The sequence below is a fragment of the Egicoccus sp. AB-alg2 genome (assembly GCF_041821065.1).
Lineage (GTDB): Bacteria > Actinomycetota > Nitriliruptoria > Nitriliruptorales > Nitriliruptoraceae > Egicoccus.
The window spans coordinates 26,100-50,509 of sequence record NZ_JBGUAX010000007.1 but is presented as its reverse complement, the minus strand read 5'-3'; the positions used below and the strand labels follow the sequence as shown (position 1 = coordinate 50,509).

Annotated in this window: 19 protein-coding genes and 3 tRNA genes; 18 read left to right on the top strand and 4 right to left on the bottom strand. The window is 72.2% G+C overall.

Features of this window, described 5'->3' with window-relative positions:
- Positions 1–25: 25 nt before the first annotated feature.
- The 4 genes from ACERM0_RS14410 to ACERM0_RS14395 are packed head-to-tail and all read left to right on the top strand — an operon-like array spanning position 26 to position 4,831.
- Positions 26–1,543: a sugar ABC transporter ATP-binding protein gene (locus ACERM0_RS14410; RefSeq protein WP_373679309.1), complete on the top strand. Its 1,518-nt coding sequence runs from the start codon at positions 26–28 to the stop codon at positions 1,541–1,543.
- Positions 1,540–2,556: an ABC transporter permease gene (locus tag ACERM0_RS14405; RefSeq protein ID WP_373679308.1), complete on the top strand. Its 1,017-nt coding sequence runs from the start codon at positions 1,540–1,542 to the stop codon at positions 2,554–2,556. The genes ACERM0_RS14410 and ACERM0_RS14405 overlap by 4 nt, the downstream gene beginning before the upstream one ends.
- Positions 2,553–3,542: an ABC transporter permease gene (locus ACERM0_RS14400; protein ID WP_373679307.1), complete on the top strand. Its 990-nt coding sequence runs from the start codon at positions 2,553–2,555 to the stop codon at positions 3,540–3,542. Before ACERM0_RS14405 ends, ACERM0_RS14400 begins: the two co-directional genes overlap by 4 nt.
- 23 nt (positions 3,543–3,565) lie before the next feature.
- The gene (locus ACERM0_RS14395) at positions 3,566–4,831 is read left to right on the top strand and encodes a Gfo/Idh/MocA family protein (protein ID WP_373679306.1); all 1,266 of its coding nucleotides are present in this window, start codon (positions 3,566–3,568) and stop codon (positions 4,829–4,831) included.
- Positions 4,832–4,889: 58 nt separating this feature from the next.
- On the opposite strand, the gene ACERM0_RS14390 is transcribed toward ACERM0_RS14395, so the two are convergent.
- Both ACERM0_RS14390 and ACERM0_RS14385 read right to left on the bottom strand, forming a co-directional pair.
- Positions 4,890–7,751 (bottom strand): ABC transporter permease, encoded by a 2,862-nt coding sequence (locus ACERM0_RS14390; protein WP_373679305.1) that lies wholly within the window; start codon positions 7,749–7,751, stop codon positions 4,890–4,892.
- Positions 7,748–8,503 (bottom strand): ABC transporter ATP-binding protein, encoded by a 756-nt coding sequence (locus ACERM0_RS14385; RefSeq protein ID WP_373679304.1) that lies wholly within the window; start codon positions 8,501–8,503, stop codon positions 7,748–7,750. Before ACERM0_RS14385 ends, ACERM0_RS14390 begins: the two co-directional genes overlap by 4 nt.
- 195 nt (positions 8,504–8,698) lie before the next feature.
- Between ACERM0_RS14385 and ACERM0_RS14380 the strand changes: the two genes are divergently transcribed.
- From ACERM0_RS14380 to ACERM0_RS14330, 11 genes are all read left to right on the top strand, one after another.
- On the top strand, positions 8,699–9,061 hold the full coding sequence (locus ACERM0_RS14380) for a hypothetical protein (protein ID WP_373679303.1): 363 nt from the start codon (positions 8,699–8,701) through the stop codon (positions 9,059–9,061).
- Between the two features lie 75 nt (positions 9,062–9,136).
- A complete protein-coding gene (locus ACERM0_RS14375; protein WP_373679302.1) occupies positions 9,137–9,808 on the top strand; it encodes a phosphoribosyltransferase in 672 nt (223 codons plus the stop codon).
- 26 nt (positions 9,809–9,834) lie between these two features.
- On the top strand, positions 9,835–11,037 hold the full coding sequence (locus tag ACERM0_RS14370; protein ID WP_373679301.1) for a right-handed parallel beta-helix repeat-containing protein: 1,203 nt from the start codon (positions 9,835–9,837) through the stop codon (positions 11,035–11,037).
- A 468-nt stretch (positions 11,038–11,505) separates the two neighbouring features.
- Complete coding sequence (locus tag ACERM0_RS14365) at positions 11,506–12,861, top strand: right-handed parallel beta-helix repeat-containing protein (RefSeq protein WP_373679300.1); 1,356 nt, start codon at positions 11,506–11,508, stop codon at positions 12,859–12,861.
- Positions 12,862–12,941: 80 nt separating this feature from the next.
- Positions 12,942–14,786: an S-layer homology domain-containing protein gene (locus ACERM0_RS14360; RefSeq protein WP_373679299.1), complete on the top strand. Its 1,845-nt coding sequence runs from the start codon at positions 12,942–12,944 to the stop codon at positions 14,784–14,786.
- A gap of 337 nt (positions 14,787–15,123) precedes the next feature.
- Complete coding sequence (locus ACERM0_RS14355; protein WP_373679298.1) at positions 15,124–16,401, top strand: (Fe-S)-binding protein; 1,278 nt, start codon at positions 15,124–15,126, stop codon at positions 16,399–16,401.
- Positions 16,398–17,933: an FAD-binding oxidoreductase gene (locus tag ACERM0_RS14350; protein WP_373679297.1), complete on the top strand. Its 1,536-nt coding sequence runs from the start codon at positions 16,398–16,400 to the stop codon at positions 17,931–17,933. Before ACERM0_RS14355 ends, ACERM0_RS14350 begins: the two co-directional genes overlap by 4 nt.
- 14 nt (positions 17,934–17,947) lie before the next feature.
- Positions 17,948–18,241 (top strand): hypothetical protein, encoded by a 294-nt coding sequence (locus tag ACERM0_RS14345; RefSeq protein WP_373679296.1) that lies wholly within the window; start codon positions 17,948–17,950, stop codon positions 18,239–18,241.
- A gap of 117 nt (positions 18,242–18,358) precedes the next feature.
- Entirely contained in the window at positions 18,359–18,580 is a 222-nt protein-coding gene (locus tag ACERM0_RS14340) for a hypothetical protein (protein WP_373679295.1), read from the top strand.
- A gap of 3 nt (positions 18,581–18,583) precedes the next feature.
- Complete coding sequence (locus ACERM0_RS14335; protein ID WP_373679294.1) at positions 18,584–20,044, top strand: cytosine permease; 1,461 nt, start codon at positions 18,584–18,586, stop codon at positions 20,042–20,044.
- A 66-nt stretch (positions 20,045–20,110) separates the two neighbouring features.
- Positions 20,111–21,163 carry an LLM class flavin-dependent oxidoreductase gene (locus tag ACERM0_RS14330; RefSeq protein ID WP_373679293.1) on the top strand — a complete coding sequence of 351 codons (1,053 nt, stop codon included), beginning with the start codon at positions 20,111–20,113 and terminating at the stop codon, positions 21,161–21,163.
- A gap of 54 nt (positions 21,164–21,217) precedes the next feature.
- Here ACERM0_RS14330 and ACERM0_RS14325 read toward each other — a convergent pair whose 3' ends face one another.
- Positions 21,218–22,429, bottom strand: coding sequence for an S-layer homology domain-containing protein (locus tag ACERM0_RS14325; protein WP_373679292.1), 1,212 nt, complete (start codon positions 22,427–22,429; stop codon positions 21,218–21,220).
- A gap of 204 nt (positions 22,430–22,633) precedes the next feature.
- On the opposite strand from ACERM0_RS14325, the gene ACERM0_RS14320 reads away from it, so the two are divergent.
- Positions 22,634–22,721, top strand: a tRNA-Ser gene (locus ACERM0_RS14320).
- Positions 22,722–22,775: 54 nt separating this feature from the next.
- On the opposite strand, the gene ACERM0_RS14315 is transcribed toward ACERM0_RS14320, so the two are convergent.
- A complete protein-coding gene (locus ACERM0_RS14315) occupies positions 22,776–23,852 on the bottom strand; it encodes a YihY/virulence factor BrkB family protein (protein WP_373679291.1) in 1,077 nt (358 codons plus the stop codon).
- A gap of 222 nt (positions 23,853–24,074) precedes the next feature.
- Between ACERM0_RS14315 and ACERM0_RS14310 the strand changes: the two genes are divergently transcribed.
- A tRNA-Ser gene (locus ACERM0_RS14310) sits at positions 24,075–24,168 on the top strand.
- A gap of 1 nt (position 24,169) precedes the next feature.
- Positions 24,170–24,244: transfer RNA gene (locus ACERM0_RS14305), tRNA-Arg, on the top strand.
- Positions 24,245–24,410 lie beyond the last annotated feature (166 nt).

Genomic DNA, 24,410 nt, shown 5'->3' with positions numbered 1-24,410 from the left:
GCGTGGCCGTCCGACGGAGCGAGCCGTGTCCTTCCTCGAGATGCACGACGTGCACAAGCGCTACGGGGGCGTCGTCGCCCTCCGTGGCGCGAGCCTGTCCGCCGAGCGCGGCGAGGTCCACGCGCTGCTCGGCGCCAACGGCTCCGGCAAGAGCACCCTCAACAAGATCCTCACCGGCGTCGCGGCGCCCGACCGGGCCGAGATCTCGCTCGACGGCGAGCCGCTGCGCGTCGCGCGCCCGCAGGACGCCCACGAGCACGGCATCGCGGCCGTCTACCAGGAACTGAGTCTGATCCCCGACCTGACCGTCGCGGCGAACATCGCCCTGGCGTTCGAGGAGACCAGGGCCGGCTTCCTCCGTCCGGGCTCGATCCGGGAACGCGCCGAGGCGGTGCTGCAGCGGTTCGCCGCCGCCTTCCGGGGCCGGCTGCCGGTGGACGTCCCGGTCGCCCAGCTCTCCCCGGGTGAACAGCAGATCGTGGAGATCTGCAAGGCCATCGCGCGGCATCCGCAGGTGCTGGTGCTCGACGAGGCCACCGCCTCGCTGCACGCGGCCCAGGTCGAGGTCCTGTTCGACGTCGTCCGGGAGCTGCGCGACGCCGGAACCCTCGTCATCTTCACGTCGCACCGCATGGGAGAGATCTACGCGGTCTGCGACCGGGCGACGATCCTGCGCAACGGCGAGCTCGTCGGCGCGGTCGATCTCGCGGAGACCTCCGAGCAGCAGCTCGTCGAACTCATGGTCGGCCAGTTCGCCGGCGCCGCCGAGGCGGCCGGTGAGGTCGTGGAGAGCCACACCGTCGGCGAGCAGCCGGTCGTGCTCACCGTCGAGGACTTCACCACCAGCCGACTCCAGGGCATCTCGCTGGAGGTCCGTGCCGGCGAGGTGCTGGGCCTCGGGGGTCTGGCCGGGCAGGGCCAGTCCGACCTGCTCGCCGCCATCTTCGGTGCCGAGCGGCACCGCGGCGGGCGCCTGCTGCTCGACGGGCGCGAGATCCGCGTCCGGCGTCCGAGCCACGCCGTGAAGGCCGGCATCGCCTTCGTGCCCGGCAACCGTGCCCGCGAGGGCCTGCTGCCGGTGCGGCCCATCCTGGAGAACCTGACGATCGCCAGCATGCGCGGTCGCGCCGTCGGTGTCGGCCTGCTCAGGCAGCGGCGTGAGATCGCGGCCGCGCAGGCGGCGGTCGAACAGCTGCGCATCAAGCTCGGCTCGGTGCGTGACCCCGTCAGCACGCTCTCCGGCGGCAACCAGCAGAAGGTCGTCGTCGGCAAGTGGCTGCTGGAATCGCCCCGGGTCGTGCTGCTCGACGACCCGACCAAGGGCATCGACGTGGCCGCCAAGGAAGAGCTCTACGAGGTCATCGCCCGCCTCACCGACGAGGGCGTGGCCGTCATCCTCAACTCCAGCGACGACGAGGAGCTGCTCGGGCTGAGCCACCGCGTGCTGGTCTTCTACGAGGGCCAGGTCGTGGACGAGCTCCAGCGTGAGGACCTCAGCCGTGACCGCCTCGTCGCCTCGTCCCTGCAGGTGGTGGACCGATGAGCGACACCCGTACCGAGTCCCGCACCGACCCCGACCTCGGCGAGCGTCTCCGCGGTGCGGGTGACTGGCTGCTGGCCGGCCGCCTGCCGACCGCGACCGCGTTCGTGCTGCTCGCGATCGCGTTCGTCGTGAACCTCGCCATCAACGACCGGTTCCTGACCGCGTTCAACCTGCGCTCGATCCTCGCCAACGCGCTGCCCCTGGCGGCGGTGGCCGTCGGGCAGACCATCATCGTCCTCGGCCGTGGGATCGACCTGTCCATCGGCATCATCGCGGCGCTGTCCAGCGTCGTGACGGTCACGCTGGTCGAGCCGCTCGGCATGCTGCCCGCCATGCTCGTCGGCCTGGGCGTCGGCGCGGCGTGCGGGCTCGCGAACGGGCTGCTGGTCGGCATCCTTCGCCTGCAACCGATCGTGGCCACCTTCGCCACCAGCTTCGTGTGGGCCGGCCTGGCGCTGTACGTGCTCCCGCCGGCCGGGGGCGGCGAGGCCGCGCCGCGCATGCCCGAGGGGTTCGTGCAGGGCTTCCGCGAGTCCACGCTGGGCCTGCCCAACGTCGCCTGGCTGCTGCTCGCGCTCGTCGGCGTGTGGCTGGTCCTCAAGCGGACCCGCTTCATGCGCCACGTGTACGCCGTCGGCGGCGACGAGCTGGCCGCCTACGCGACCGGGGTCCGGGTCGTACGGATCCAGGTCCTGACCTACGTCGTCGGCGGCGCCTTCGCCGGACTCGCGTCGTTCGCGATGCTGGCCAACAGCGGGTCCGGCGACGCACTGGCCGGTGGCGGGCTGACCCTGATCTCCATCGCGGCGCTGGTCATCGGCGGTACCCGCCTGTCCGGCGGGGCCGGCGGCGCGGGCGGCACCGTGGTCGGCGTGCTGGTCCTGCAGTTGCTCAGCAACGTCGTGGTGGCACTGCGCCCGCCGACGGAGATGCGCCAACTGATCGACGGACTGCTGGTCATCGCGGCCCTGGCCCTGGCCGGTCTGTGGTCCCAGCGAAAGGGCGGCCGATGAGCACGACCACCGTCACCGACACCGGCGGGATGCCCAGCGTTCAGGAACTCGTGCGCAACCCGGTGGTGCTCGCCGGCGTCGTGGCCGTCCTGCTGTTCGTCGTCGGCAACCTGCTGGTTCCCGGCTTCGGGGCCTACGGCACGATCATGAACGTGCTGCGCGTCGCGGCGTTCCTCGGCGTCATCGCGGCCGGACAGACCATCGTCATCCTGGCCGGCGGCGAGGGCATCGACCTCTCCGTCGGCAAGGTCGCCACCTTCTCGGCCATCATCGTCGCGCAGGTGAGCGGCGGCGCCGACGACCGGCTGCTGATCGCCGTCGCCACCGCGCTGCTGTACTGCGGGCTGGTCGGGGCCGTCAACGGGATCGGCGTCGCCTACCTGCGCATCCCGCCGCTGGTCATGACGCTGGGCATGGTCGCGGTCGTGCAGGGCATCGTGCGGGTGTACTCGGGCGGGCAGCCCGAGGGCCGGGCCCCGGCCGCGCTCTCGCAGCTCATCAATGCCCGCACGGTCTTCGGCATCCGCGGCTCAGTGTGGGTGTGGCTGGTCATCGCCGTGTTCGTGATCCTGCTGCTGCGCCGGACCACCTTCGGCCGCCGCGTCTACGCGCTGGGCGCCAACCGCGAGACCGCCTTCCTGTCCGGCATCAACGTCCAGCGCAACCTCGTGCTGGTCTACGTCGCGTCCAGCCTGTTCGCCGCGCTCGGCGGCGTCATGCTGATCGGCTACAGCGGCGCGGCGTCCATCAGCCTCGCCGACCAGTACCAGCTGATCTCCATCGCGGCGGTGGTCATCGGCGGCACGACCCTGGCGGGCGGCGTCGGCGGCTACCTGGGCACCGTCATCGGTGCCGTCGTCCTGCAAACCCTCACCAGCCTGCTCGTGGCGCTCAACATCGGCGCCGCCGGCCGGCAGGTGGTCAACGGCCTGATCCTCATCGCGCTGCTGTCGGCGTACGGCCGGCAGCGTCGCCTCAGGCAATGAAACTCGAGGAAACGGAGACAGGTGTGAACCAACCGCTCGGAGTCGGCATCGTCGGCAGCGGCTTCATCGGCAATTTCCACGTGCAGAGCTGGGTCGGCGTCCGCGGTGCGGACATCGTCGCGGTGCAGAGCCGCAACGAGGCCACCGCCAAGCAGCTCGCGGAACGCTGCCGCCGCCTCGGTGTCGGCGACCCCACCGTCACCGACGACCTCGTGGCCCTGGTCCGCGACCCGCGCGTCCAGGCGATCTGGGTGACCGCGCCGAACCACGTCCGCGTCGAGATGATCGAGACCATCTGCGAGGAGGTCGCCTCCGGCCGGGCCGAGCTGATCGGCATCGCGGTGGAGAAGCCGCTCGCGCGCACCGTCGCCGAGGCCAAGCGGGTGGTCGACGCCATCGAGGGCGCCGGCATCCTCGGCGGCTACCTGGAGAACCAGGTGTTCGCGCCGGGCCTGACGCGGTCCAAGGAGATCATCTGGGCCCGCGGCGCCGCGCTGGCCGGCTCGCCGTACCTGGCCCGCGCCGCGGAGGAGCACTCCGGCCCCCACCGCTCGTGGTTCTGGAACGGCCAGGAGCAGGGCGGCGGCGTGCTCAGCGACATGATGTGCCACTCGGTCGAGGCGGGACGCTTCCTGCTCTCGCCGCCGGACGTGAACGCCTCCACGTGGCTGAAGCCGATCTCGGTCAACGCCTCCATCGCCGGGCTGAAGTGGAGCCGGCCGGCCTACGCCGACCGGCTGGCCGCGGAGTACGACCAGCAGGTCGACTACCGCAACCACCCCGCCGAGGACTACGCCCGCGCCACCGTGCACCTGGAGAACGGCGACGGCGAGATCGTCGTCATCGAGGCGACGACCTCCTGGAGCTACGTCGGCGCCGGTCTGCGGCTGTCGTTCGAGCTGCTCGGCCCCGAGTACTCCATGCAGGTCAACACGCTGGACACGCCCGCCCGCATCTTCCTCAGCCGCGAGCTGCAGGGCGACCAGGGCGAGGACCTCGTGGAGAAGCAGAACGCGGAGAACGGCCTCATGCCGCTGCTCGAGGACGAGGCCATGACCTACGGCTACACCGACGAGAACCGCCACATGGTCGGCGCGTTCCGGGCGGGCACCACGCCCCGCGAGTCGGTGCGCGAGGGCCTGGTCGTCACCGAGCTGATGATGGCCGCCTACCTGTCCGCCGAGACGGGCGAGACCGTCGAGCTCGACGGTCTCGACCTGTCCGACTTCGTGCCGCAGGTGGCCAAGGGCACCTGGGACCCGCGCTCGGCGGGCCGCCGGATCCGCTGACCTCCACCACGACTGCGGCGGCGCGGGATCCCGTGCCGCCGCAGCCGCTTCCACGGCGTCAGTCACCCACCCGCAGCGCGACGGCCGGGGTGATCCGTGCCGCCCGGATCGCGGGCCAGGCCGTCGCCACCAGCGAGGCGGCCAGAGGCAGCGCCGCCACCACGGCCAGGCCCGCCCACGGCACCGTGAACCCGATGGTGCCGTCGCCGAAGGCCTGCGAGCTGGTCAGGACCTGCCGCACCGTGACGAGCCCGAGCGCCGCGCCGATCGCCGTGCCCTGCGTGGCGATCAGGCCCGCCTCGGTCAGGAACGCCCGGCGCACCAGCGTCGTGGAGAAGCCCAGCGCCCGCAGCATGCCGACCTGCTGCCGGCGTTCGCGCACGGCCCGGATCATCACCACGCCGAGGCCGGCGATTCCGACCAGCAGGCCCAGGCCGAGGAAGCCCTGCAGCAGGGTGAGGAACGCGTTCTCCTGCCGCATCGCCTCGTCGACCATCGTGGTGAAGCTGGTCGCCTCGGCGCCATTGGCCAACAGGTCGGCGCCCAGGCGCGATGCCAGGGTCTCCGAGCCCGTGCCGTCGGCGGCGACGAGATAGTGGCGCGAGGGCACGTCCTGCGCGCCGAACAGCGCGCCGGTGACCTGTGACGAAACCAGGGCCCCGTTCCAGGCGAAGTCCGGACTGCCCACCGCGGCGACGGTGAGGGTGCGCGGCGCGCCGCCGGCCGGGTCGAGCACCTCGAAGGTGTCGCCGACGCCGACCCGTGAGGCCTGTGGCCCGCCGTCGCCGAGGAAGCCGTCGGGCACGATCGCCAGCGACGGATCGGACGCCACGGCGTCCCAGACCGCCCGGTCGTCGGCGTACCCGTCGGCCCGCGACGCGAGCTCCGGGGCGCCGCCCGTCACGAGGTCCTCGTCGAACCCCGTGATCGTCCACGGACGCGGCCCGTCGAGGCCGGCGGCCTCGAACATCGCGTGGCCGCGCCGCAGCGCGGCCGCGTCCGCGACGTCGTCGCGTGCCAGCAGCGCCTCGGTCGTCGCCGGGTTGGCCGGGTTGGCGTCCAGCACGACGTCGAAGCCGCCGCGGGCCGCCGCGGTCAGGTCGGTGCGCTGCCCGTCGAAGGCGGCCGACAACGACGCGATGAAGGTCATGGTGAAGATCACCAGCGAGAACATGCCGAGCAGCAGCGAGGTCCGCACGCGCCGCGCGAGCGGGTAGGCCATGCCCAGCCGCACGGCCAGGCGCCCGCCGCGCGGTGCGACCCGACCGAGCACCCTCGCCCACACCGCGTCCAGCGTCGCCACGAGCGAGACGGCCGCCGCCGTCAGCACGACGCCCTGGACGACGAAGACCGGCAGTTCGGCCACGCTCATGACGTCGCCGAACAGCGGGAAGGCGCCCACACCCCAGGCGAGTGCGGTGCCGGCGCTCAGCAGCCGTGCGGGCCGCTCGGGCAGCACGCGCCGCAGCAACGGCCCGGCGGCGAACGCCGCCACGGGGACACCGACGAGCAACGGGATCGGCTGCTCCTGGCCCACCCCGACGACGCTGACGGCGATGCCGGCGAGCACGCCAAGGCCAGCGCCGATCAGCCGGCGCAGCGACACCGTCGACCGGCTCGGTTCGGGCAGGTCACGGATGGCGCGGATCACGTTCAGGCGGCCGATACGCAGGCTGGTCAGCCAGATCGTGATCAGCGACATGGTCAGGCCGAGGAGTCCGCCCAGCGCCAGGCTGGTCGGCTCCACGACCAGCCGGAACACGATCCCCTGGTCGCCGATGCCGAAGATGGCCCCCGCGGTCCGGGCGACCACCCAGCCGATGCCGACGCCCAGCACCGTGCCGGCGGCCGCGGCCGTGACGGCGTACAGCGCACCCTCGAACGCGAACGCGCCCGAGAGCCGCCGCCGGGTGAAGCCCAGCGCACGCAGCATGCCGAGCTCCGTCTTGCGTTCCTCGGCCAGCATCACGAACAGGTTCACCAGCAGCAGGATCCCCGCCATGACGCTGAACGAGCCGATGGTGGTGAACAGCTCGGCGAGGCTCGCCCCCTGGCGCTCCGCGTCGTCGAGCAGGGTCGCCTTCACGGCGTCGACCTCCACGCCCTCGAGTCCGGCAGTGGCGTCGCGCAGGGCGGCGACCGCCGCCGGTGACGCGTCCCGGGTGTCGAAGACACCGCCGGCCAGCGAGACCAGCAGCTGCGCCTGTGGTGGCGCGGCGTCCAGGTCGCCGGCGCCCGCCAGGGCCTCCAGCGTGCCGGCGGCGACGAGCGCGCCCCCGTACCCGGCCAGGCCGACCTCCGGGACCACCTGCGTGAGGGTGAGCTCGGTCGCCGTGCCGTAGGCGTGCAGGCGGATGCGGTCCCCGGGCCGCGCCGCCAGGCGTTCGGCGGTGCGCTCGTTCAGCACCACCTCGTTGTGTCCGAGGTCGCCGGCCACCAGGTCGAGGCCCGTGCTGGCCGGGTCGTCCCCGAACGCGCGTGCGGCCGCGAGGTCGAGCTCCACGATGCCGGCCCGTGGCACGGCGCGTGCGGCCTGCCCGCCGCCGGCCGGCAGCTCGAGCGCCGCGGTCGTGCGGCGGACGGGCAGCGTCCCGTCGACGTCCGCGGGCGCAGCTGCGGCAACGGCGGCCGCGACGGCATCGAGGTCCCCGTCCGCGGGGGTGACGGTGACGTCGACGGGGCCGAGCTGGGTGCGGGCGACGTCGGCGATCGAACCGTCGACGACGTCGCCGACCACGAACGCGGACGTGATGATCGCGGTGCCGAGCAGCGAGCCGGCGACGACCAGCGCCGCCTCCGTCCGGCGGCGGGTGACGTTGCGGGCCGCGAGGCGGGCGACCTCGCGGTGCCGGACCGCCGAGACGCCCAGCGGCAGCAGGAGCCCGGCGGCGACGGCCGCCAGTACGAGGACCGCGGTCATCGGACGGCCTCCACGCTCGCGGCGGCCTCGAGGGCGCGGGCGTCGGGTGCGGTGTGCGGCGGGCCGTCGTGGACGACACGTCCGTCGCGGACCTGCACGAGCCGCTGCCCGGAGCGGCCGAGCTGGTCGTCGTGGGTGACGACCACCAGCGTCTGCCCGCCGGCGTGCACCTCGTGGAGCAGCTCGACGATCTCGCCGGCGGTGCGGCTGTCGAGGGCACCGGTCGGTTCGTCGGCCCACACGATCGCCGGCTCCGCCACCAGCGCCCGGGCGACGGTCACCCGCTGCTGCTCGCCCCCGGACAGCTCGCCCGGCCGGTGGCCGGCGCGGTCGGCGAGCCCGACGCGGGCGAGCAAGTCACGTGCCCGCTCACGCGCGACCTTGGGCGCCACCCCGGTGACCAGCAGCGGCAACTCGACGTTCTCCACGGCCGACAGGACCGGGATCAGGTTGAAGGCCTGGAAGACGAAGCCCATGGTCGTGGCACGGTGGCGGGTCCGGTCGGCGTCCGACATCGCGAACAGGTCGCGACCGCCGACGTGCACCGTGCCGCCGTCGATCTCGTCCAGGCCGGAGAGGCAGTTGAGCAGCGTCGTCTTGCCGTTGCCGGACGGGCCCATCACCATGACCAGTTCGCCGGCGCCGATCCGGAGGTCCACGCCGCGCAGCGCCGGGACCTCGAGGTGGCCGCTCCGGTACGTCTTGACGACGCCCGTCGCGGAGAGCAGGGGTGGTTCGTTCTCCGAGTGCATGTGCGGTCCTTCGTGGTGGAGGGGACTGCGGCGGACGCTAAGGACGGGCGTGGCCGCTGCCCTCGGGGACCGACCCGGAACCGCACCCCGACCGGACCCTGACCCGCACCCCGGTGTCACCCGGGGAACTCCCGGGTGACGGACCCCGAGTCCGGGCGTACCGTCGGTCGCGACCGCCGCGGAGGTAGCCGACCCGTGCCCGAGCCGGAGCCCGAGCGGCCGGACGAGGTGCCGCCGCCCGCACCCGACGTCGAGCCGCCGGCGCGACCCGACGAGCTACCGCTACCGGTCGAGCCGGAGCCGCCGGCACGGCCCGAGGAACTGCCGCCGGTCCCACCCGACGAGGTGCCGCCACCACAGCCGGAGCCCGCTCCCGAGCAGCCGCCCTGGATCCCGGAGGTCCCCGTCCCCGCGCCGCCGCCGGAGACGCCACCGACGCCGCCACCGCCCGTGCCGGAGCTGCCGCCCGAGGTGCCGCGCCGGCCGGGCGAGCCGCCCGTGCCCGACATCCCACCGGACGTTCCCGCACCACCGTCGCCGCCCGAGGTCGGCGGGTAGTTCGTCCCTGGTCACGAACGGCCCGGCGCGGAACGCTGGCGCCACTCGACGTCGGCGACGAGCGGAGACGTCGCCATGTTCCGGGACCGTCGCGAGGCCGGGCGCCTGCTCGGCGAGCGACTGCGGCGCAAGCACCTGCACGCGCCGGTGGTGTTCGGGCTGCCCCGAGGTGGCGTGCCCGTCGCGGCCGAGGTGGCGTCCGTGCTGGACGCGCCCCTGGACGTCGTCGTCGTCCGCAAGCTCGGCTGCCCCTGGCAGCCGGAACTGGGGGTCGGCGCGATCGGCGAGGACGGCATCCGGGTGCTGGATCGCCGCCTGATCCGCCAGTTGGGCATCCGGCCCGACGAGCTGGAGCAGGTCGCCGAACAGGAGCAGGCCGAACTGCGGCGTCGCGTCGAGCGCTACCGGGCCGGTCGCACGCACGCGCAGGTGCACGGACGCACCGCCGTGGTCGTCGACGACGGCATCGCCACCGGCTCCACCATGCGCGCCGCGCTGGACGTCGTGCGGACCTGGATGCCGCGCCACCTGCTGCTGGCGGTGCCGGTCGCCCCGCCGCGGACGCTGGCGAGGGTGCAGACGTTGGTGGACGCCGCCGTGTGCCTGCTGAGCACCGAGGACTTCGGGTCCGTCGGACAGTTCTACGCCGACTTCTCGCAGACGACCGACGAGGAGGTGGCGGCCGCGTTGGCCGCCGCCCGGCCACCCGTCGGCGACGGCAACCCCACCGGGAACGTGCCGCTGTGAGGGGGCGGGCCGACCGATCCGCTCCGGTGCTGCGCACGCTCCTGTCGCTGGCTGTCGTCGTGCTCGTCGCGTTCTCCCTGCCCGCGGCACGCTCGAGCGACCGGACGCCGCCGGACGCCGGGGCCGCGCCCGACGGCCTCGGCGGGCAGGTACGGCCCGAGGGCGTCGCCGCGCGACTGCTGGCCTGCGACCAGGTCGTGCCGGTGACGCAGGCAGAGGTCGACCAGGCCGCCCCCGGTGAGGTGATCTGCCTCGCCGCCGGCCGTCGCGGCGCGCTGCGACTGACCGGGCTGCAGGGCACGGCCAGCCGACCGATCACGGTCGTGAACCACGGTGGCGTCGTGGAGATCGACGCGCCCGGTGCCTACGCCGGTCTCGAACTGCGTGACGTCGCACACGTGCACGTCACCGGGACCGGGACGACGGGCCGCTGCGGTGCGCACTTCGGCGAGGACGAACAACGGTGCGGGATCCGGGTCACCGGATCGTTCAACGGCATCGCCGGCAAGACGCGCACGACGAACCTCACCGTCGATCACGTCGAGGTCGGCGACGTGGAGAGCGCCGGACTCGGGACCCATGACAAGGAACTCGACCGGGACGAGTGGCTCCAGCGAGACGTCGCCTTCCGGGACCTGTACGTGCACGACATCGGGACCGAGGGGCACTACCACGGGTCCTCCGACTACACCTCCGGTGACCAACACCTGCTCGACGGGGTCGAGATCACCCGCAACCTCGTCGTTCGGACCGGGCGTGACGGCATCCAGGTCGGCTCGGCGCCCCGGAACTGCCGGATCGCGCAGAACGTGGTGCGGGACACGGGGCGCAACGGCGAGAGCAAGCACGAGTTCGGGATCATCGTGAACCGCGGCTCCTCCTGCGACGTCATCGGCAACCGCGTCGAGCGTTCGCCGCGGTCGGGCATCTACGACCAGGGCCTGCACGGACAGGTGATCGCCCGGAACACGGTGCTCGACTCGGGTGAGCTCGGCATCCAGGTGACCGAGGGCGACCAGGCGGCCGACGACCCCCAGACGCCGGACTTCCCGCGCTCCACGCACGTCGTCGACAACCGCATCCAGGGGGCGGCGGGCGGCATCCGGCTCGGCAACACGGCGGGCACGGACAACCGCGTCACCGGCAACCGGCTCGCCGACGTGTCCGGTGCGGCGGTCGAGCTCGACGACGGCGTGCGCGCCGAGGTCGGCGACAACCGCGAGCAGTGACCGCGGGGCGGAACCGCGTCCCGTTCGCCGCGTCCCGTCGCCGGTCTCGCCGCCGCGTCCCGTCGCCGGTCTCGCCGCCGCGTCCCCCCGCCGCGCCGTGGTGCGTAGCGCGCCCGGCACGCATCAGCCTTGACAGCGCACGTCGACGGCCATCCGGCCGCCGGTCGCGAGGTTCCCGGCAGCGCGGATCTGGCGAGATCCGTGCGCCCGGGCGGACACCCGGTCCCGTTCCGCGGCCGATTCCGGCTACGCAGCGCAGTCGGAGGCCTCCGAAACGTTGGTAGTGCCGGCGTCGCCGACGGCCACCTCCCCCGTTGGGTGGCCGGCGGACCCCCCGCCGCCAGCACCGCGGCCCCGCGCCGGTCGGGTCCACCCGACCGCGCGGTACCTCGCCGTGCTCGGCGACGCGCACGCGACCGCACACGGTCGTGTCGTCAGTCATGCCCCCGACCGGAAGTCCTCGAACCCATGCGACGCCTGTGGTCCTTCCTGCTCGTCACCGTCCTGGCCGTCGTGGCCCTCGCACCGGCGGCCTCGGCCCGCCCCGAGGGGCACTGTCCCCCGGGACTCGAGAAGCAGGGCCGGTGTACACCGGACGATCCGACGCCGGACCCGGACCCGACGCCCGACCCGGACCCGGCACCGGACCCGGCACCGGACCCGGCACCGGACCCGGACCCGGACCCGACGCCCGACCCGGACCCGGATCCGGAGCCGACGCCCGACCCCGGCCCGGAGCCGACGCCCGACCCGGAGCCCGAGCCCGAGGCACCGCTGGCGTGTGATCGGGTGGTGCCGCGTGGGCAGCGTGAGGTGTCGCGTGCGGCGGCGGGTGAGGTGTTGTGTCTGGAGCCGGGGACGCGTGGTGAGTTGCGTCTGTTCGGGTTGCAGGGCACGGCGGCGGCGCCGATCACGATCGTGAACGATGGTGGGGTGGTCGACATCCGGGCGCGTGGTGCGTATGCGGGGATCGAGATTCGGGATTCGTCGCATCTGCGGATCACGGGGACCGGGGTGGTCTCGCAGTGTGGTGCGGGGGTCGGCGAGTCCGAGCAGCGGTGTGGGATCCGGATCTCGGAGTCGGGCAACGGGTTGACGGGCAAGGTGCGGACCGAGCATCTGGTCGTGGATCACGTGGAGGTCGGCAACGTCTCGTCGTCGGGGCTGGGGGTGCACGACAAGACCCAGTCGCGTTCGTGGGTGCAGCGCAACGTGGCGTTCCGGGACCTGTACGTGCACGACATCGGTACGGAGGGCCACTACCACGGCTCGTCGAAGTACACCGCGGGTGAGGCGCCGCTGTTGGACGGGGTGGAGATCACCCGCAACCTGGTGGTGCGCACCGGGCGGGACGGGATCCAGGTCGGCTCGGCGCCGTGGAACTGCCGGATCGCGGACAACGTGGTGCGTGACACGGGCCGCAACGGCGAGAGCTCGCACGAGTTCGGGATCATCGTCAACCGGGGTGCGGCGTGCGACGTCGTCGGCAACCGGGTGGAGCGTTCGCCGCGGTCGGGCATCTACGACCAGGGCCTGCACGGGCAGGTGATCGCGCGCAACACGGTGTTGGACTCGGGCGAGGTCGGGATCAACGTGCGTGAGGGCAACCAGTCGCGCACGAACCCGGAGACGCCGGACTTCCCGCGTTCCACGCACGTGTTGGACAACCGGATCGAGCGCACCGGTGACGAGGGCATCAGCCTGGGCAACGCGGCCGGGACGGACAACCGGATCGTGGGCAACCGGCTGGCGCGTATCGGGGGCGAGCCGATCCGGCTGCGCTCGGGCGTGAGCGCCACCGTCACCAACAACACCGTCGACTGATTCACCGACCGAGGTCGCGGTCGACGGGTTCTCGAAAGCACGCCTCGAGCTCGTCGGCCGGCGACCGTGAGGAGCCTGCCATGTCCTTCCGAAACCGCAGACCCCGGGTCCGCGCCGCCGTCGGGGGTGCCGCGCTGCTCGCGACCCTCGTGCCCGCCACCGTCGCCAGTGCCGACTCGGCCGCTGGTGCCGCGGGCGCGAGCCCGGAAGCGGTCTGTGCCGACGCGCCGACGGTGACGTTCGCCGACAGCGACCGCATCGACCCGGCCTTCCGCACCACCGTCGCCTGCATGGCGGCGTACGGGATCACGGTCGGCCACCCCGACGGGTCCTTCCGGCCCGGGCGGTCCGTGACCCGCCAGCAGATGGCGCTGTTCGTCGCCCGCTTCCTCACCCAGGCCGAGGACGGGACGCTGGACGTGCCGGCCGCCCCGCGGGCCGACTACCCCGACCGGGGCACGGCAACCGTCGAGGCACGGGCCGCCATCGACTACCTCACCGCGCGTGGCGTCGTGACCGGGCGGGCTGACGGGACCTACCGGCCCAACGCCGTGGTCACCCGCCAGCAGATGGCGTCGTTCATCGCCCGCGCGATGCGCGAGGCCGGTGCGACGCTCGCCGCGGGGTCGGCGCGGTTCTCCGACCTCGAGTCCGGGACCGACCACACCCGCAACGTACGGGCGCTGGCGGAAGCCGGCGTCCTGCGGGGCTACGGCGACGGCACGTTCCGTCCCGGCAACCCGGTCACCCGCCAGCAACTGTCCCAGTTCGTCGTCGGCGGGGCCGGTGTCCAGCACGAGCAGGACGCCTGGCACGGCGCGTTCGACCCGCCCGAGGTCACGCTCCCGCAGCGCACCCCGCCGCCGGGCACCTCGCTGGCGTGTGATCGGGTGGTGCCGCGTGGGCAGCGTGAGGTGTCGCGTGCGGCGGCGGGTGAGGTGTTGTGTCTGGAGCCGGGGACGCGTGGTGAGTTGCGTCTGTTCGGGTTGCAGGGCACGGCGGCGGCGCCGATCACGATCGTGAACGATGGTGGGGTGGTCGACATCCGGGCGCGTGGTGCGTATGCGGGGATCGAGATTCGGGATTCGTCGCATCTGCGGATCACGGGGACCGGGGTGGTCTCGCAGTGTGGTGCGGGGGTCGGCGAGTCCGAGCAGCGGTGTGGGATCCGGATCTCGGAGTCGGGCAACGGGTTGACGGGCAAGGTGCGGACCGAGCATCTGGTCGTGGATCACGTGGAGGTCGGCAACGTCTCGTCGTCGGGGCTGGGGGTGCACGACAAGACCCAGTCGCGTTCGTGGGTGCAGCGCAACGTGGCGTTCCGGGACCTGTACGTGCACGACATCGGTACGGAGGGCCACTACCACGGCTCGTCGAAGTACACCGCGGGTGAGGCGCCGCTGTTGGACGGGGTGGAGATCACCCGCAACCTGGTGGTGCGCACCGGGCGGGACGGGATCCAGGTCGGCTCGGCGCCGTGGAACTGCCGGATCGCGGACAACGTGGTGCGTGACACGGGCCGCAACGGCGAGAGCTCGCACGAGTTCGGGATCATCGTCAACCGGGGTGCGGCGTGCGACGTCGTCGGCAACCGGGTGGAGCGTTCGCCGCGGTCGGGCATCTACGACCAGGGCCTGCACGGGCAGGTGATCGCGCGCAACACGGTGTTGGACTCGGGCGAGGTCGGGATCAACGTGCGTGAGGGCAACCAGTCGCGCACGAACCCGGAGACGCCGGACTTCCCGCGTTCCACGCACGTGTTGGACAACCGGATCGAGCGCACCGGTGACGAGGGCATCAGCCTGGGCAACGCGGCCGGGACGGACAACCGGATCGTGGGCAACCGGCTGGCGCGTATCGGGGGCGAGCCGATCCGGCTGCGCTCGGGCGTGAGCGCCACCGTCACCAACAACACCGCCAGCTAGCGCTCCGCACGTCCATGATCGGCACCGGCCGGGCTCGACCCGGCCGGTGCCGTCGCGCCTCCGGGCGCGCCCGGCCCGTCTGTCTGTTCCAGCTGTCCAGGCGACGCCGGCCAGCTTGGGACAAGCGGACAACGACGCCCCGCTGGACGGCCCTTAACGTCGTGGCCCTCCGGTGACGGCTCGGGAGTGCCGCCACCCACGGAGGGCGGGTGTCCCTGGCAGGGTCCGGCCGACGGTCGGATGCTCGCGTGCCCCGCGAGGGGTGCCGCCGCCTTGCGGCAGGGGCGCACGTGCGACGGCCAGTGAACGGCGCATCACGGGTATCGGGAGGTCCCGTATGGAGCCAGGCAACGGTCAGGTCGACCCAGCCCACGCGGAGCAGGCCGGCAAGCTGCGGGATCTCGCGTACGGCTGCTTCAGCTCCGGGCACAAGTTCTGCCGCAACGTGTGCCCGGTCATGCAGGTCACGCAGAACGAGAACCACTCGCCGACGGCGTTCCACGCCAACGTGGTGGCGATGGAGCAGGGCCTGCTGAAGATCGACGACGTCGCCGACGACTACGTCCACTGCACCCAGTGCGGCGCGTGCGAGCTGCGGTGCCCCAACACGCTCATGGCCGGCGAGTTCTACCGGGCGCGGACCCGCACCGTCGACGTCGTGAAGTCCATGCGGGCGTTCGCCGTCGAGCAGGGCGCCGACCGGCCCAACTGGAAGCGCTGGGTCGAGGCCACCCTCGAGCACAAGAACGAGCCGGTGCTCGACGTCCCGGTCGCCCAGGAGAACGTGCGCACCTGGGCCAAGGACCTCGACCTGCCGATCGGCGGCGAGACCGTGCTGTTCGTCGACTGCGAGGCGGCGTTCTACCGGACCTCGCTGCCGCGGGCCGTGGCCCAGGTCCTGCAGCTCGCCGGCGTCGAGTTCGGCCTGATGGGTGAGCAGTGGTGCTGTGGCGGCCCGGCGCTGGAGATGGGCTACGTCGACCAGTCCCGCTTCCTCGCCGAGCACAACCTCGCCGACTGGCGCGCCACCGGCACGAAGCGGCTGATCACGCTCGAGCCGCACGACTACGTGCACTTCACCGAGGACTACCCGCGCTACTTCGGGGATGACTTCGACCTCGAGGTGGTGCACGTCCTGGACGTGGTCGCCGAGGCGATCCGCGAAGGCCGCCTGGAGCTGACCGTCCCGATCCCGCGGGTCGCGACCTACCACGACCCGTGCCGGCTCAACAAGCGCAAGGGGATCCACCAGGCCCCGCGCGAGATCCTGCGCGCGATCCCGGGCCTGGAGTTCCGTGACGTCGACCACGTCACCCAGTGGTCGTACTGTTCGGGCGCCGGCGGTGGCCTGATGATCGAGAAACCGCACATCACGGCCGCCATCAGCGACCAGCGCCTGGCACGTGCCGCCGAGCTGGACGTCGACCTCCTCGTCAGCGCGTGCGTGTGGTCCGAGCGCCCGCTGACCAACGCCGGCTACGCCCGCGACCCGCAGATCGAGGTCCGCGACATCATGGAGCTGGTGGCCGAGTCGGCCGGCCTGCAGGTCGACCGGGTCGACGGGCACGCCGCCACGACGCACGGCAGCACCGCGGCGGAGGGGGCGCAGGCATGAGCCGGACCTCGGTCGGAGACGCCCTCTACGACGAGCTGGTCGACATCCTCGGTGAGGAGCACGTGCTCCCGGAGGTCTCGGCCCGCACCAACCGCACGCGGGTGCCGGCGCCCTTCCCGGTGCATCGGTGGGCGGACCACGTCCCGGACATCGTCGTGCTGCCGTCGACCACCGCCGAGGTGGTGGAGATCGTCAAGCTCGCCAACCGGACCCGCACGCCGATCGTGCCGCGGGCGGCGGGCACCGGGTTGTCGGACGGCGCGGTGCCGCTGCGCCACGGCATCCTGCTGGACGTCAAGCGGATGAACCGCATCCGCGACCTCGACCTGGACAACTACACCGTCACGGTGCAGCCGGGCATCAACATGCTCAAGCTCAACCAGGAGCTGCAGCCGCACGGCGTGTTCTACCCCGACGACCCGGCGTCCTACCCCTGCTCGATGGTGGGCGGTCGGATCGGCACGAGCGGCTGGTCGCTGATCGGGGCCCGGTACGGCCACACGAAGGACCTCGTGCTGTCCATGGAGGTCGTGCTGCCGACCGGCGACGTGATCGAGGTCGGCTCCGGCGGTGGCCGCAAGCTGCGCAAGGCGTCCACGGCACTGACGCTGAAGGAGCTGTTCTTCGGCCACCAGGGCACGCTCGGGATCACGACCGAGGCGACGCTGGGACTGGTCCCGCGGCCCGAGGCCGAGTTCGCCGCGTTCTTCGCCTATCCCGACTACGACACCGCCTACCGCTCGTGCGGGGCGCTGTCGAAGTCCGGACTGGCCACGCTGGCCGGGGTCGTGCTGTTCGACGAGAAGAAGCTCGAGTACCTGCGGCGTGACGACGAGGCCTACATCGAGCAGCCCCACGACGTCGTCGCCGTCAACGCCGTCGCGCTCTACGGCACGGAGGCCGAGGTCGTGCCGGCCGCGCGGCGGATCCTGGAGATCGGCCACGAGACGGGCGGGCGCTACCTCGGCGACGAGGTGTCGCAGGGCGACTGGGCGGCGCGCCACGACCGCTACGCGATCCCGCTGCACGGCCGCCTGCGCGACACGGGCCAGGTCGTGCCGATGTCGTGGCACTGCGAGGACGCGGCGATCAACTACAGCGAGCTGCCGGCGGTCCGCGAGAAGTGGCACGCCATCGCCGACCGCTACATCGAGAAGTACGGCATCTTCGACGACTGGGGGATGTTCGCCTACACCAACGGCTCGCACCAGCCGTACGGCGACTACCTCGTGGAGATCGACATCGGCATCTGGGAGCAGAAGCTCGACGACGAGACCTGGACCGCCTGGAGCGAGTGCAAGAAGGAGATCGCGCAGGTCGCCATCGACCACGGCGGCTCCATCACGGCCTGCCACGGCGCCACCCGCGCCGGCGAGGTCGACCTCGTCCCGCTCGAGCTCGGCGCCACCTTCGAGGTGATGAAGTCGATCAAGCGCATGCTCGATCCCAATCACGTGATGAACCCGGGCAAGTACCTGTTCGACCAGGCCTACGGCGAGGACGTCCCCGACGTGGGCGAGCAGCGGCCCTAGGAGGGAGCGCGACGATGTTGGGGTTCCGGCTCTCGGCCCAGGTGCCGCCCGCGGCCCGGCGCATCAAGCACGACGTCATCATGCGGTTCGACCACGTCTACGAGGTCGACCCCGCGCTGATGGAGATCTATCCGCAGCAGCACATCCCGGCCTGGGACACCCACCGCATCGTCGACAGCAGGTGGGACCACCTCGCCTGGATGCACCAGCACTTCGCCGATCGGGTCGTGTCCGCTGCAGAACTCGGTCTGCCGGCGGAACTGCTCGGTGACGACGCCGACGAGCACGGCGCCGGCCCCGGGCACTGAGTCGACGCGTCGGCGGGCGGCGCCGACGTCACCGGACCAACCCGCACGACGCCGGCGGGCGGCGCCGACGTTCGTGCTCGATCCCACCGCCGATCGAGGCGGGAGGAGGTCGTCGTCATGGCGGACGACATCGCCGAGGTCAACCTGCCCGGCATCGCCGAGGACCTGCGCCAGGACATCGAGGAACGCGTCGCCCAGTTCGAGCTCCAGCACCAGGCGGACGTGCTCAGGGACGGCCCCGGCTGGGTGCCGCGCATCCGGGGCATCGACTACGCGATCGCGTTCGGCGTGAACCTGCTGTTCGTGCTGTGGCTGATCATCGCGTTCACGGGAGACTGAGCGATGGCGCACGCAACCGAGGGTCGCGCGAAGGCGATCCGCGAGGAGATGTACGTCAACCTGCTGCCGCTGCGACGCGGCGAGCGCATCTACGGCGGCTGGGACTTCCTCGCCGTGCAGATCTGCTTCGGCATCGCGGCGTGGTTCTTCCTGACCGGCAGCCTCACCGGTCTGACGGTGCCGGCCCGTGAGGCGCTGCCGATCATCCTGTTCGGCAACTCGGTGCCGCTGGTCCTGATCGCGCCCATGGCCGTGATGTTCGCGCGCTACGGCGTCGAGCAGTGGCAGGGTTCGTCGGCCGTCTTCGGGCATCGCCTGAAGGACGTGTGGCTGCTGATCTACATCAGCTCCAGCTTCGGCTGGATCGCCTACGCCTCGTTCCTGTTCGGGCAGAGCGCGGTCCGCTTCCTGCAGGTCTTCGGCGCCCCCGAAGCGGTCACCGGCACGCCGGGCGCGATCACGTTCGCCATGCTGGCCACCGCGGTCGGCGCGTTCGTGGCGTTCCTCGGCCCGCAGGTGCTGAAGTGGTTCACCCGCACCTCGGCGGTGTTCCTGCTGCTCGTGCTGGGCTACTTCACCTGGTCGGTGCTGACGCGCTTCGGGCTGCCGGAGATCTTCGCCGCCGAGCCGGCCGAACCGTTCGAGACCGTGGCGTGGAGCCGCGCGTCGGCGATCGAGTTCAACGTCGGACTCGGGTTCTCGTGGGCGTTCTGGTACGGCCAGTGGACGCGCCTGTCGCGCTCGGAGTCCGGCGCGTTCCACGGCTGTCTGTGGGGCTGGGGCGTGCTGGCCGCCACCGCCGGCATCTTCTCCGCGTTCCTGGCGCTGACCCTGGACCTGTACGACCCCACCGAGTGGATCGTGACCCTCGGCGGCGGCCTGGCGGCGCTCGGCCTGCTGCTGTTCGCGGTCGCCAACGTGTCGTCGGTGACGGCGCTGGTCTACCCGATGTCGATCACCCTGCGGACCCGCTTCCCGAACCTCAAGTGGGGCGTGGCGGTCCTGATCTGCTCGGTCCCGGCGCTTGCGTTGGAGAACCCGACCGTCTTCGAGTCGTTCGGGACCTACCTCGCCTACATCGCGCTGCTGACCGGTACGTACGGCGGCATCATGATGGCCGACTACTACCTGGTCAGCCGCGGCCGGCACGCCTGGTACCTGCGCGACCTGTACGTCACCGGACCGAAGAGCCGCTACTGGTACTGGGCCGGGGTGAACCCGGCGGCGCTCGTCGCCACCGGGGCCGGTGCGCTGTTCTACCTGTGGACGCTCGACCCGCTGTCCTGGACCAGCGGCAACGGGCTGTTCCCCTACATCACCGCGGGCCTGCCGTCGTTCTTCGTGGCGTTCGTCGTCTACGCCGCGCTGATGCGCGCCTGGGTGCTGCCGCGGCTGGACGAGCGGCGTGGCGATGTGCCGACGGAACGGCCGCCGGCGAGCGACGACCGGCTCACGCCCGCGTGAGCCGCGTCCGCCGGCCCGGACGGGAGTCGAGGCGCCGGCGAACCACCGAGGGAGAAGGAACACGCCATGGTCCGCTTCAGCTACGTGCAGTTGCCCGACTACCCGCTCGACGACTGCATCGACATGATCAAGACCGCCGACGAACTCGGCTTCTACGCCGCCTACAGCGTCGACGAGACGTGGCACAAGGACATGTGGCTGCTGTTCGCGGCCGCCGCGGACAAGACCCGCAACATCCGCATGGGTCCCAACGTCACGCACGTGATCCTCAAGGAGCCGACGATCCTCGCCCAGCAGCTCGCGACGCTGGACGAGCTCACGAACGGTCGCGCCGAGGCGGTGGTCAGCTTCGGCAACCTCGGGATGCTCGAGCAGTACCACATCGACTGGTCGAAGCAGCGTCCGCTGGCCCGGCTGCGGGAGGGTCACGACGTCATGCGCACCTTCCTCGACGAGGGCGTGATCAATCACGAGGGCGAGTTCTTCAACTACACGGGCCTGTTCACCTTCGCACGGCCGGTGCAGGAGCACGTGCCGATCAAGCTCGGCGGCATGGGTGGCCCCAAGTCGTTCGAGCTGGCCGGCGAGATCTCCGACGGGCTGCACCATGCGCTCGGGTACTCGCGCGAGAACTACGACTACGTGGCCGAGCACTTCCGCATCGGGGCGGAGAAGGCCGGCCGCAACCCCGAGGAGCTCGACCTCGGCGCCTGGCTGTGCTGGTCGGTCGCCGAGGACGGCGAGGTGGCCAAGCAGGCCGCGCGCATCATGGTCGCGTTCTACATCTCGTCGATGCCGGAGAGCCAGCTGCAGCGGCACGGCCTGAGCCGTGAGGGGATGCAACCGATCCTCGACGCGCTCGGGCAGGGCGAGATCGACCGCGCGATCGAGCTGACCTCGCCGGAGATCGCCGCCAAGCTGTCGGTCGCCGGCACGCCCGAGGAGTGCATCGAGCAACTCAAGCGCGACATCCTGCCGACCGGTGTCAACCACGTGATCGCGGCCGTCACCGACGCGAAGCTCGTGGAGACGTTCTCGGGCAAGAGCATCGAGGGTGTCCCCGTCGTGCAGGACCAGCTGCGGCTGATCGCGGAGCGCGTGATGCCGGCCCTGAGCTGACCAGGCCGGGTCGGCCGCCGGTTCCCCCGCGCCGGCGGCCGACCCACCAACCCGTCAGGGCAGCTGGTCGAGGCTGCGGCCGATGATCGAGGCGGTCTGGTCGCGTCGCAACGACGCCTTCGGTTCGAAGGTCGTGTCGGTGCGGCCGTTGACGATCCCGGCCGCGGCCAGCGCGTTGATGTAGCCGCTGTGCTCGGCGCCGGCCGGCACGTCGGTGAAGGGTCCGTCGGCCACCTCGTCGACCTCGAGCCAGCGGCCGATCAGCGATGCGGCCTGGGCACGGGTGACGGGCTGCGACGGACGGAAGGTGCCGTCCGCGAACCCGGCGACGATGCCGGCGTCCGCGAGCACCTGGATGTTGCCGGCATGGACGCTGTCAGCGATGTCCTCGAAGTCGTAGGGGCCGGTGGCCGGCTCGAGCCCGGCGGTGCGCGCCATGATCGAGGCGAGCTGCCCGCGGGTCACCGACCTCGCGGGACGGAACGTCCCGTCCTCGGATCCCAGCAGCACGCCCCGGTTGGCGAGCAGGAGGATGTTGTCACGGTGGACGTTGTCGGCGCTGACGTCGGGGAAGTCGAGGCCGGGGCCCACCGCGTAGACCAGCAGCACGGTGTCGTCGGGGACGGTCACGTCGCCGAGCGAGATGGCCGCGTCCGTGGTGCCCGCGAGTCCGATGCCGACGTCGTCGACGACTGCGCCGCCGGGGAGGTCGAACTTGGCGGTGTCACCGTTGGCGACGTCGTCGGCGAGGACGCTCTGGCCACTGAGGAGCACGACCTCGGGGAAGGCCGCCACGTGGAAGGCCTGGATCCCGCTGTCGGCCGTCTCGTTGGTGAACGGGGTCAGGACCGGGTCGCCGTCCGCGTCGAGGTGGGCGACCACGGAGTAGCTCGTGCCGGCGGCCACCTCGACGTCGTCGAGGGTGAGGATCGGGGTGGTGGTGCCGGCGGCGGCGACGCCGAGGTCGTAGGTCCCGGCGGGCAGCTCGGTCACGACGGTGTCGCCGTACCGGAAGTCCTCGATGGCGGCGTCACCGTCGACGAGGACGTCGACGACCAGCCCGGGAACACCGTGGACGACCACGACCTCGGCCACGTCGTCGGACGTCGGGCTGTCGACGGCCTCGGTGAAGACGTCGGGGAGTTCTGCGGTCTGGGCGCTCGCTGGTGTCGCCGACAGCGCGGCGAGCAGGGCTCCCAGCATCAGCACGATCAGGGCGGTGCGGCCGGCCACGCGGGCGCGCAACGGTGGCAGGGATGGACTCATCGGGCTCTCCTCCTCTCGACAGACGTGGGGACGGCCGTGGTCGCCCACCACCCCCCACGAAGAGGTTTCGAGGTCGCCGGGTCACGTGGACCGGCGAGATCTCGTGACGGTTCGCGGGGGCCACCCGAAGGTCCGCGGGTCCTTGCTGCCGACCGTCCTGCTCGGGCGGGCTCGGCGAGGCGTGCGGTAGCGTTCTGGGCCACTGGAGGGTTGGCAGAGCGGACGAATGCACCGGTCTTGAAAACCGGCGGGCGCCTCGCGCGTCCCGGGGGTTCGAATCCCCCACCCTCCGCCGTTCCCACTGGTCACGACCCGCGGCCCGCCGCCGGCATGCAGCCCGGTGGGCTCACCGGGTGGGACGGCGGCGCGGGCGCACGGCCGGCAGCGCGGGTTCGTCGTCGCCATCGGACGCCGACGGGGCTGCGGGTGGCGTCGGCCCGTCACGCTCACCGGGGCCGACTCCGGATGACTCGTCGGTGCCGGACGCGACGGGTACGGGCGCGGCGGCCGGGACGTCGGCCGTACGCAGCCGGATGGGTTGGCCGCCGTCGACGGGCCACAGGTGCTCGATCTGGGCGTTGAGTGCGCCGCCGAGCAGGACGGCGAAGCCGGTGAGCCACAACCACAGCAACCCGACGATCGGGCCGGCCAGCGGGCCGTAGACGGTGTCACCGTCCATGACCCAGGTTCCGTACAGGCGCAGGGCGCCGCTGCCCAGCAGCCACACGAGGGTCGCCAGGGCGGCGCCGGGCAGGTCGCGCCGCCACGGCGTGGAGCCCGGCACGGCGAGGTGGTAGAGGACCGTGAGGGCGAGCGCCGCCGCGACGACCGTGGCCGGCCAGTACGCCAGGCGCCAGATCTGCGCGACGCCCGGGATCTCCCCGCCGAGCCAGGTCGACAGTTGCTCGCCGAAGTTCGGGCCCGCCAGCAGCAGCGGCAGCAGCACCGTTCCCACGACCAGGGCGCCGAGCGTCAGGCCGAGACCGAGCAGCCGGGTCTGCCAGGCCGCCCGCTGGCCGGGGCGGTCGTAGACGATCGTCAGCGCGGTCACGACGACCTTCACGGCGCGCGACGCCACCCACAGCGTGGCGACGAAGGCGGTGGAGGCCAGCCCGACGCCGCCCTCCTGGACGAGTTGTTCCAGCACCGGGCGGACGACGGTGTCGATCGTCTGGCTGGTGAGCGCGACGGTCGCCACCTCGGTGAGCCGGTCGATGAGCGTCATCCGCCAGTCGTCGGCCACCGCGCCGCCGAACACGGTCCCGGCGGCCAGCACGGTCAGCAGCAGCGCCGGAAGCGACAGGACCGTCCAGAACGCGACCTCGGCCGCCAGGCCGGGCAGGCGTTCGCCGACCGCGCGGTCCGCCGTGGACACCACGAGGTGCACTCCCGGCCGCAGGCGGCGGGGCGTGCGGTCGATCACACGGCGGGTGACGGCATGCACGAGAACCCGAGCGTCGGACGCCCCGAGCGTAGATGCCCGGTTTCCCGCCCGACGACGACCCTTCGCGCCGATCTCCCCGGCCGCGTGTCTCGAAAGGTGCCGGCCGTCGGCGAGGCTCGACCGCCCTCGGATCGCAGTACCCGGCATCCGTTGCTACCCTGCGCGAGCCGCGCGCCGGGCCACCCCGGTTCGCGGGCGCCTGGAGGCTTCGCCTAGTCTGGTCTATGGCGCGGGATTGCTAATCCCGTTGGGTCGTTCACGGCCCTCGAGGGTTCGAATCCCTCAGCCTCCGCCACGCGCGGGTAGCTCAGTCCGGATAGAGCACCTGACTACGGATCAGGCGGCCGGGGGTTCGAATCCCTCCCCGCGCGCGAGACCCAGGAACGGCCCGCCACGCACCAGTGGCGGGCCGTTTCTCGCGTTCCCGGGGCATGGCGGGTTTTCGTGCGGTCCGCGGGCGTATGGCCCGACCGAGCTACGAAGGCATGGCCTGCGGACCCCACGGCCACTAACGTTCGACCTGGGCGCTTCGGACTA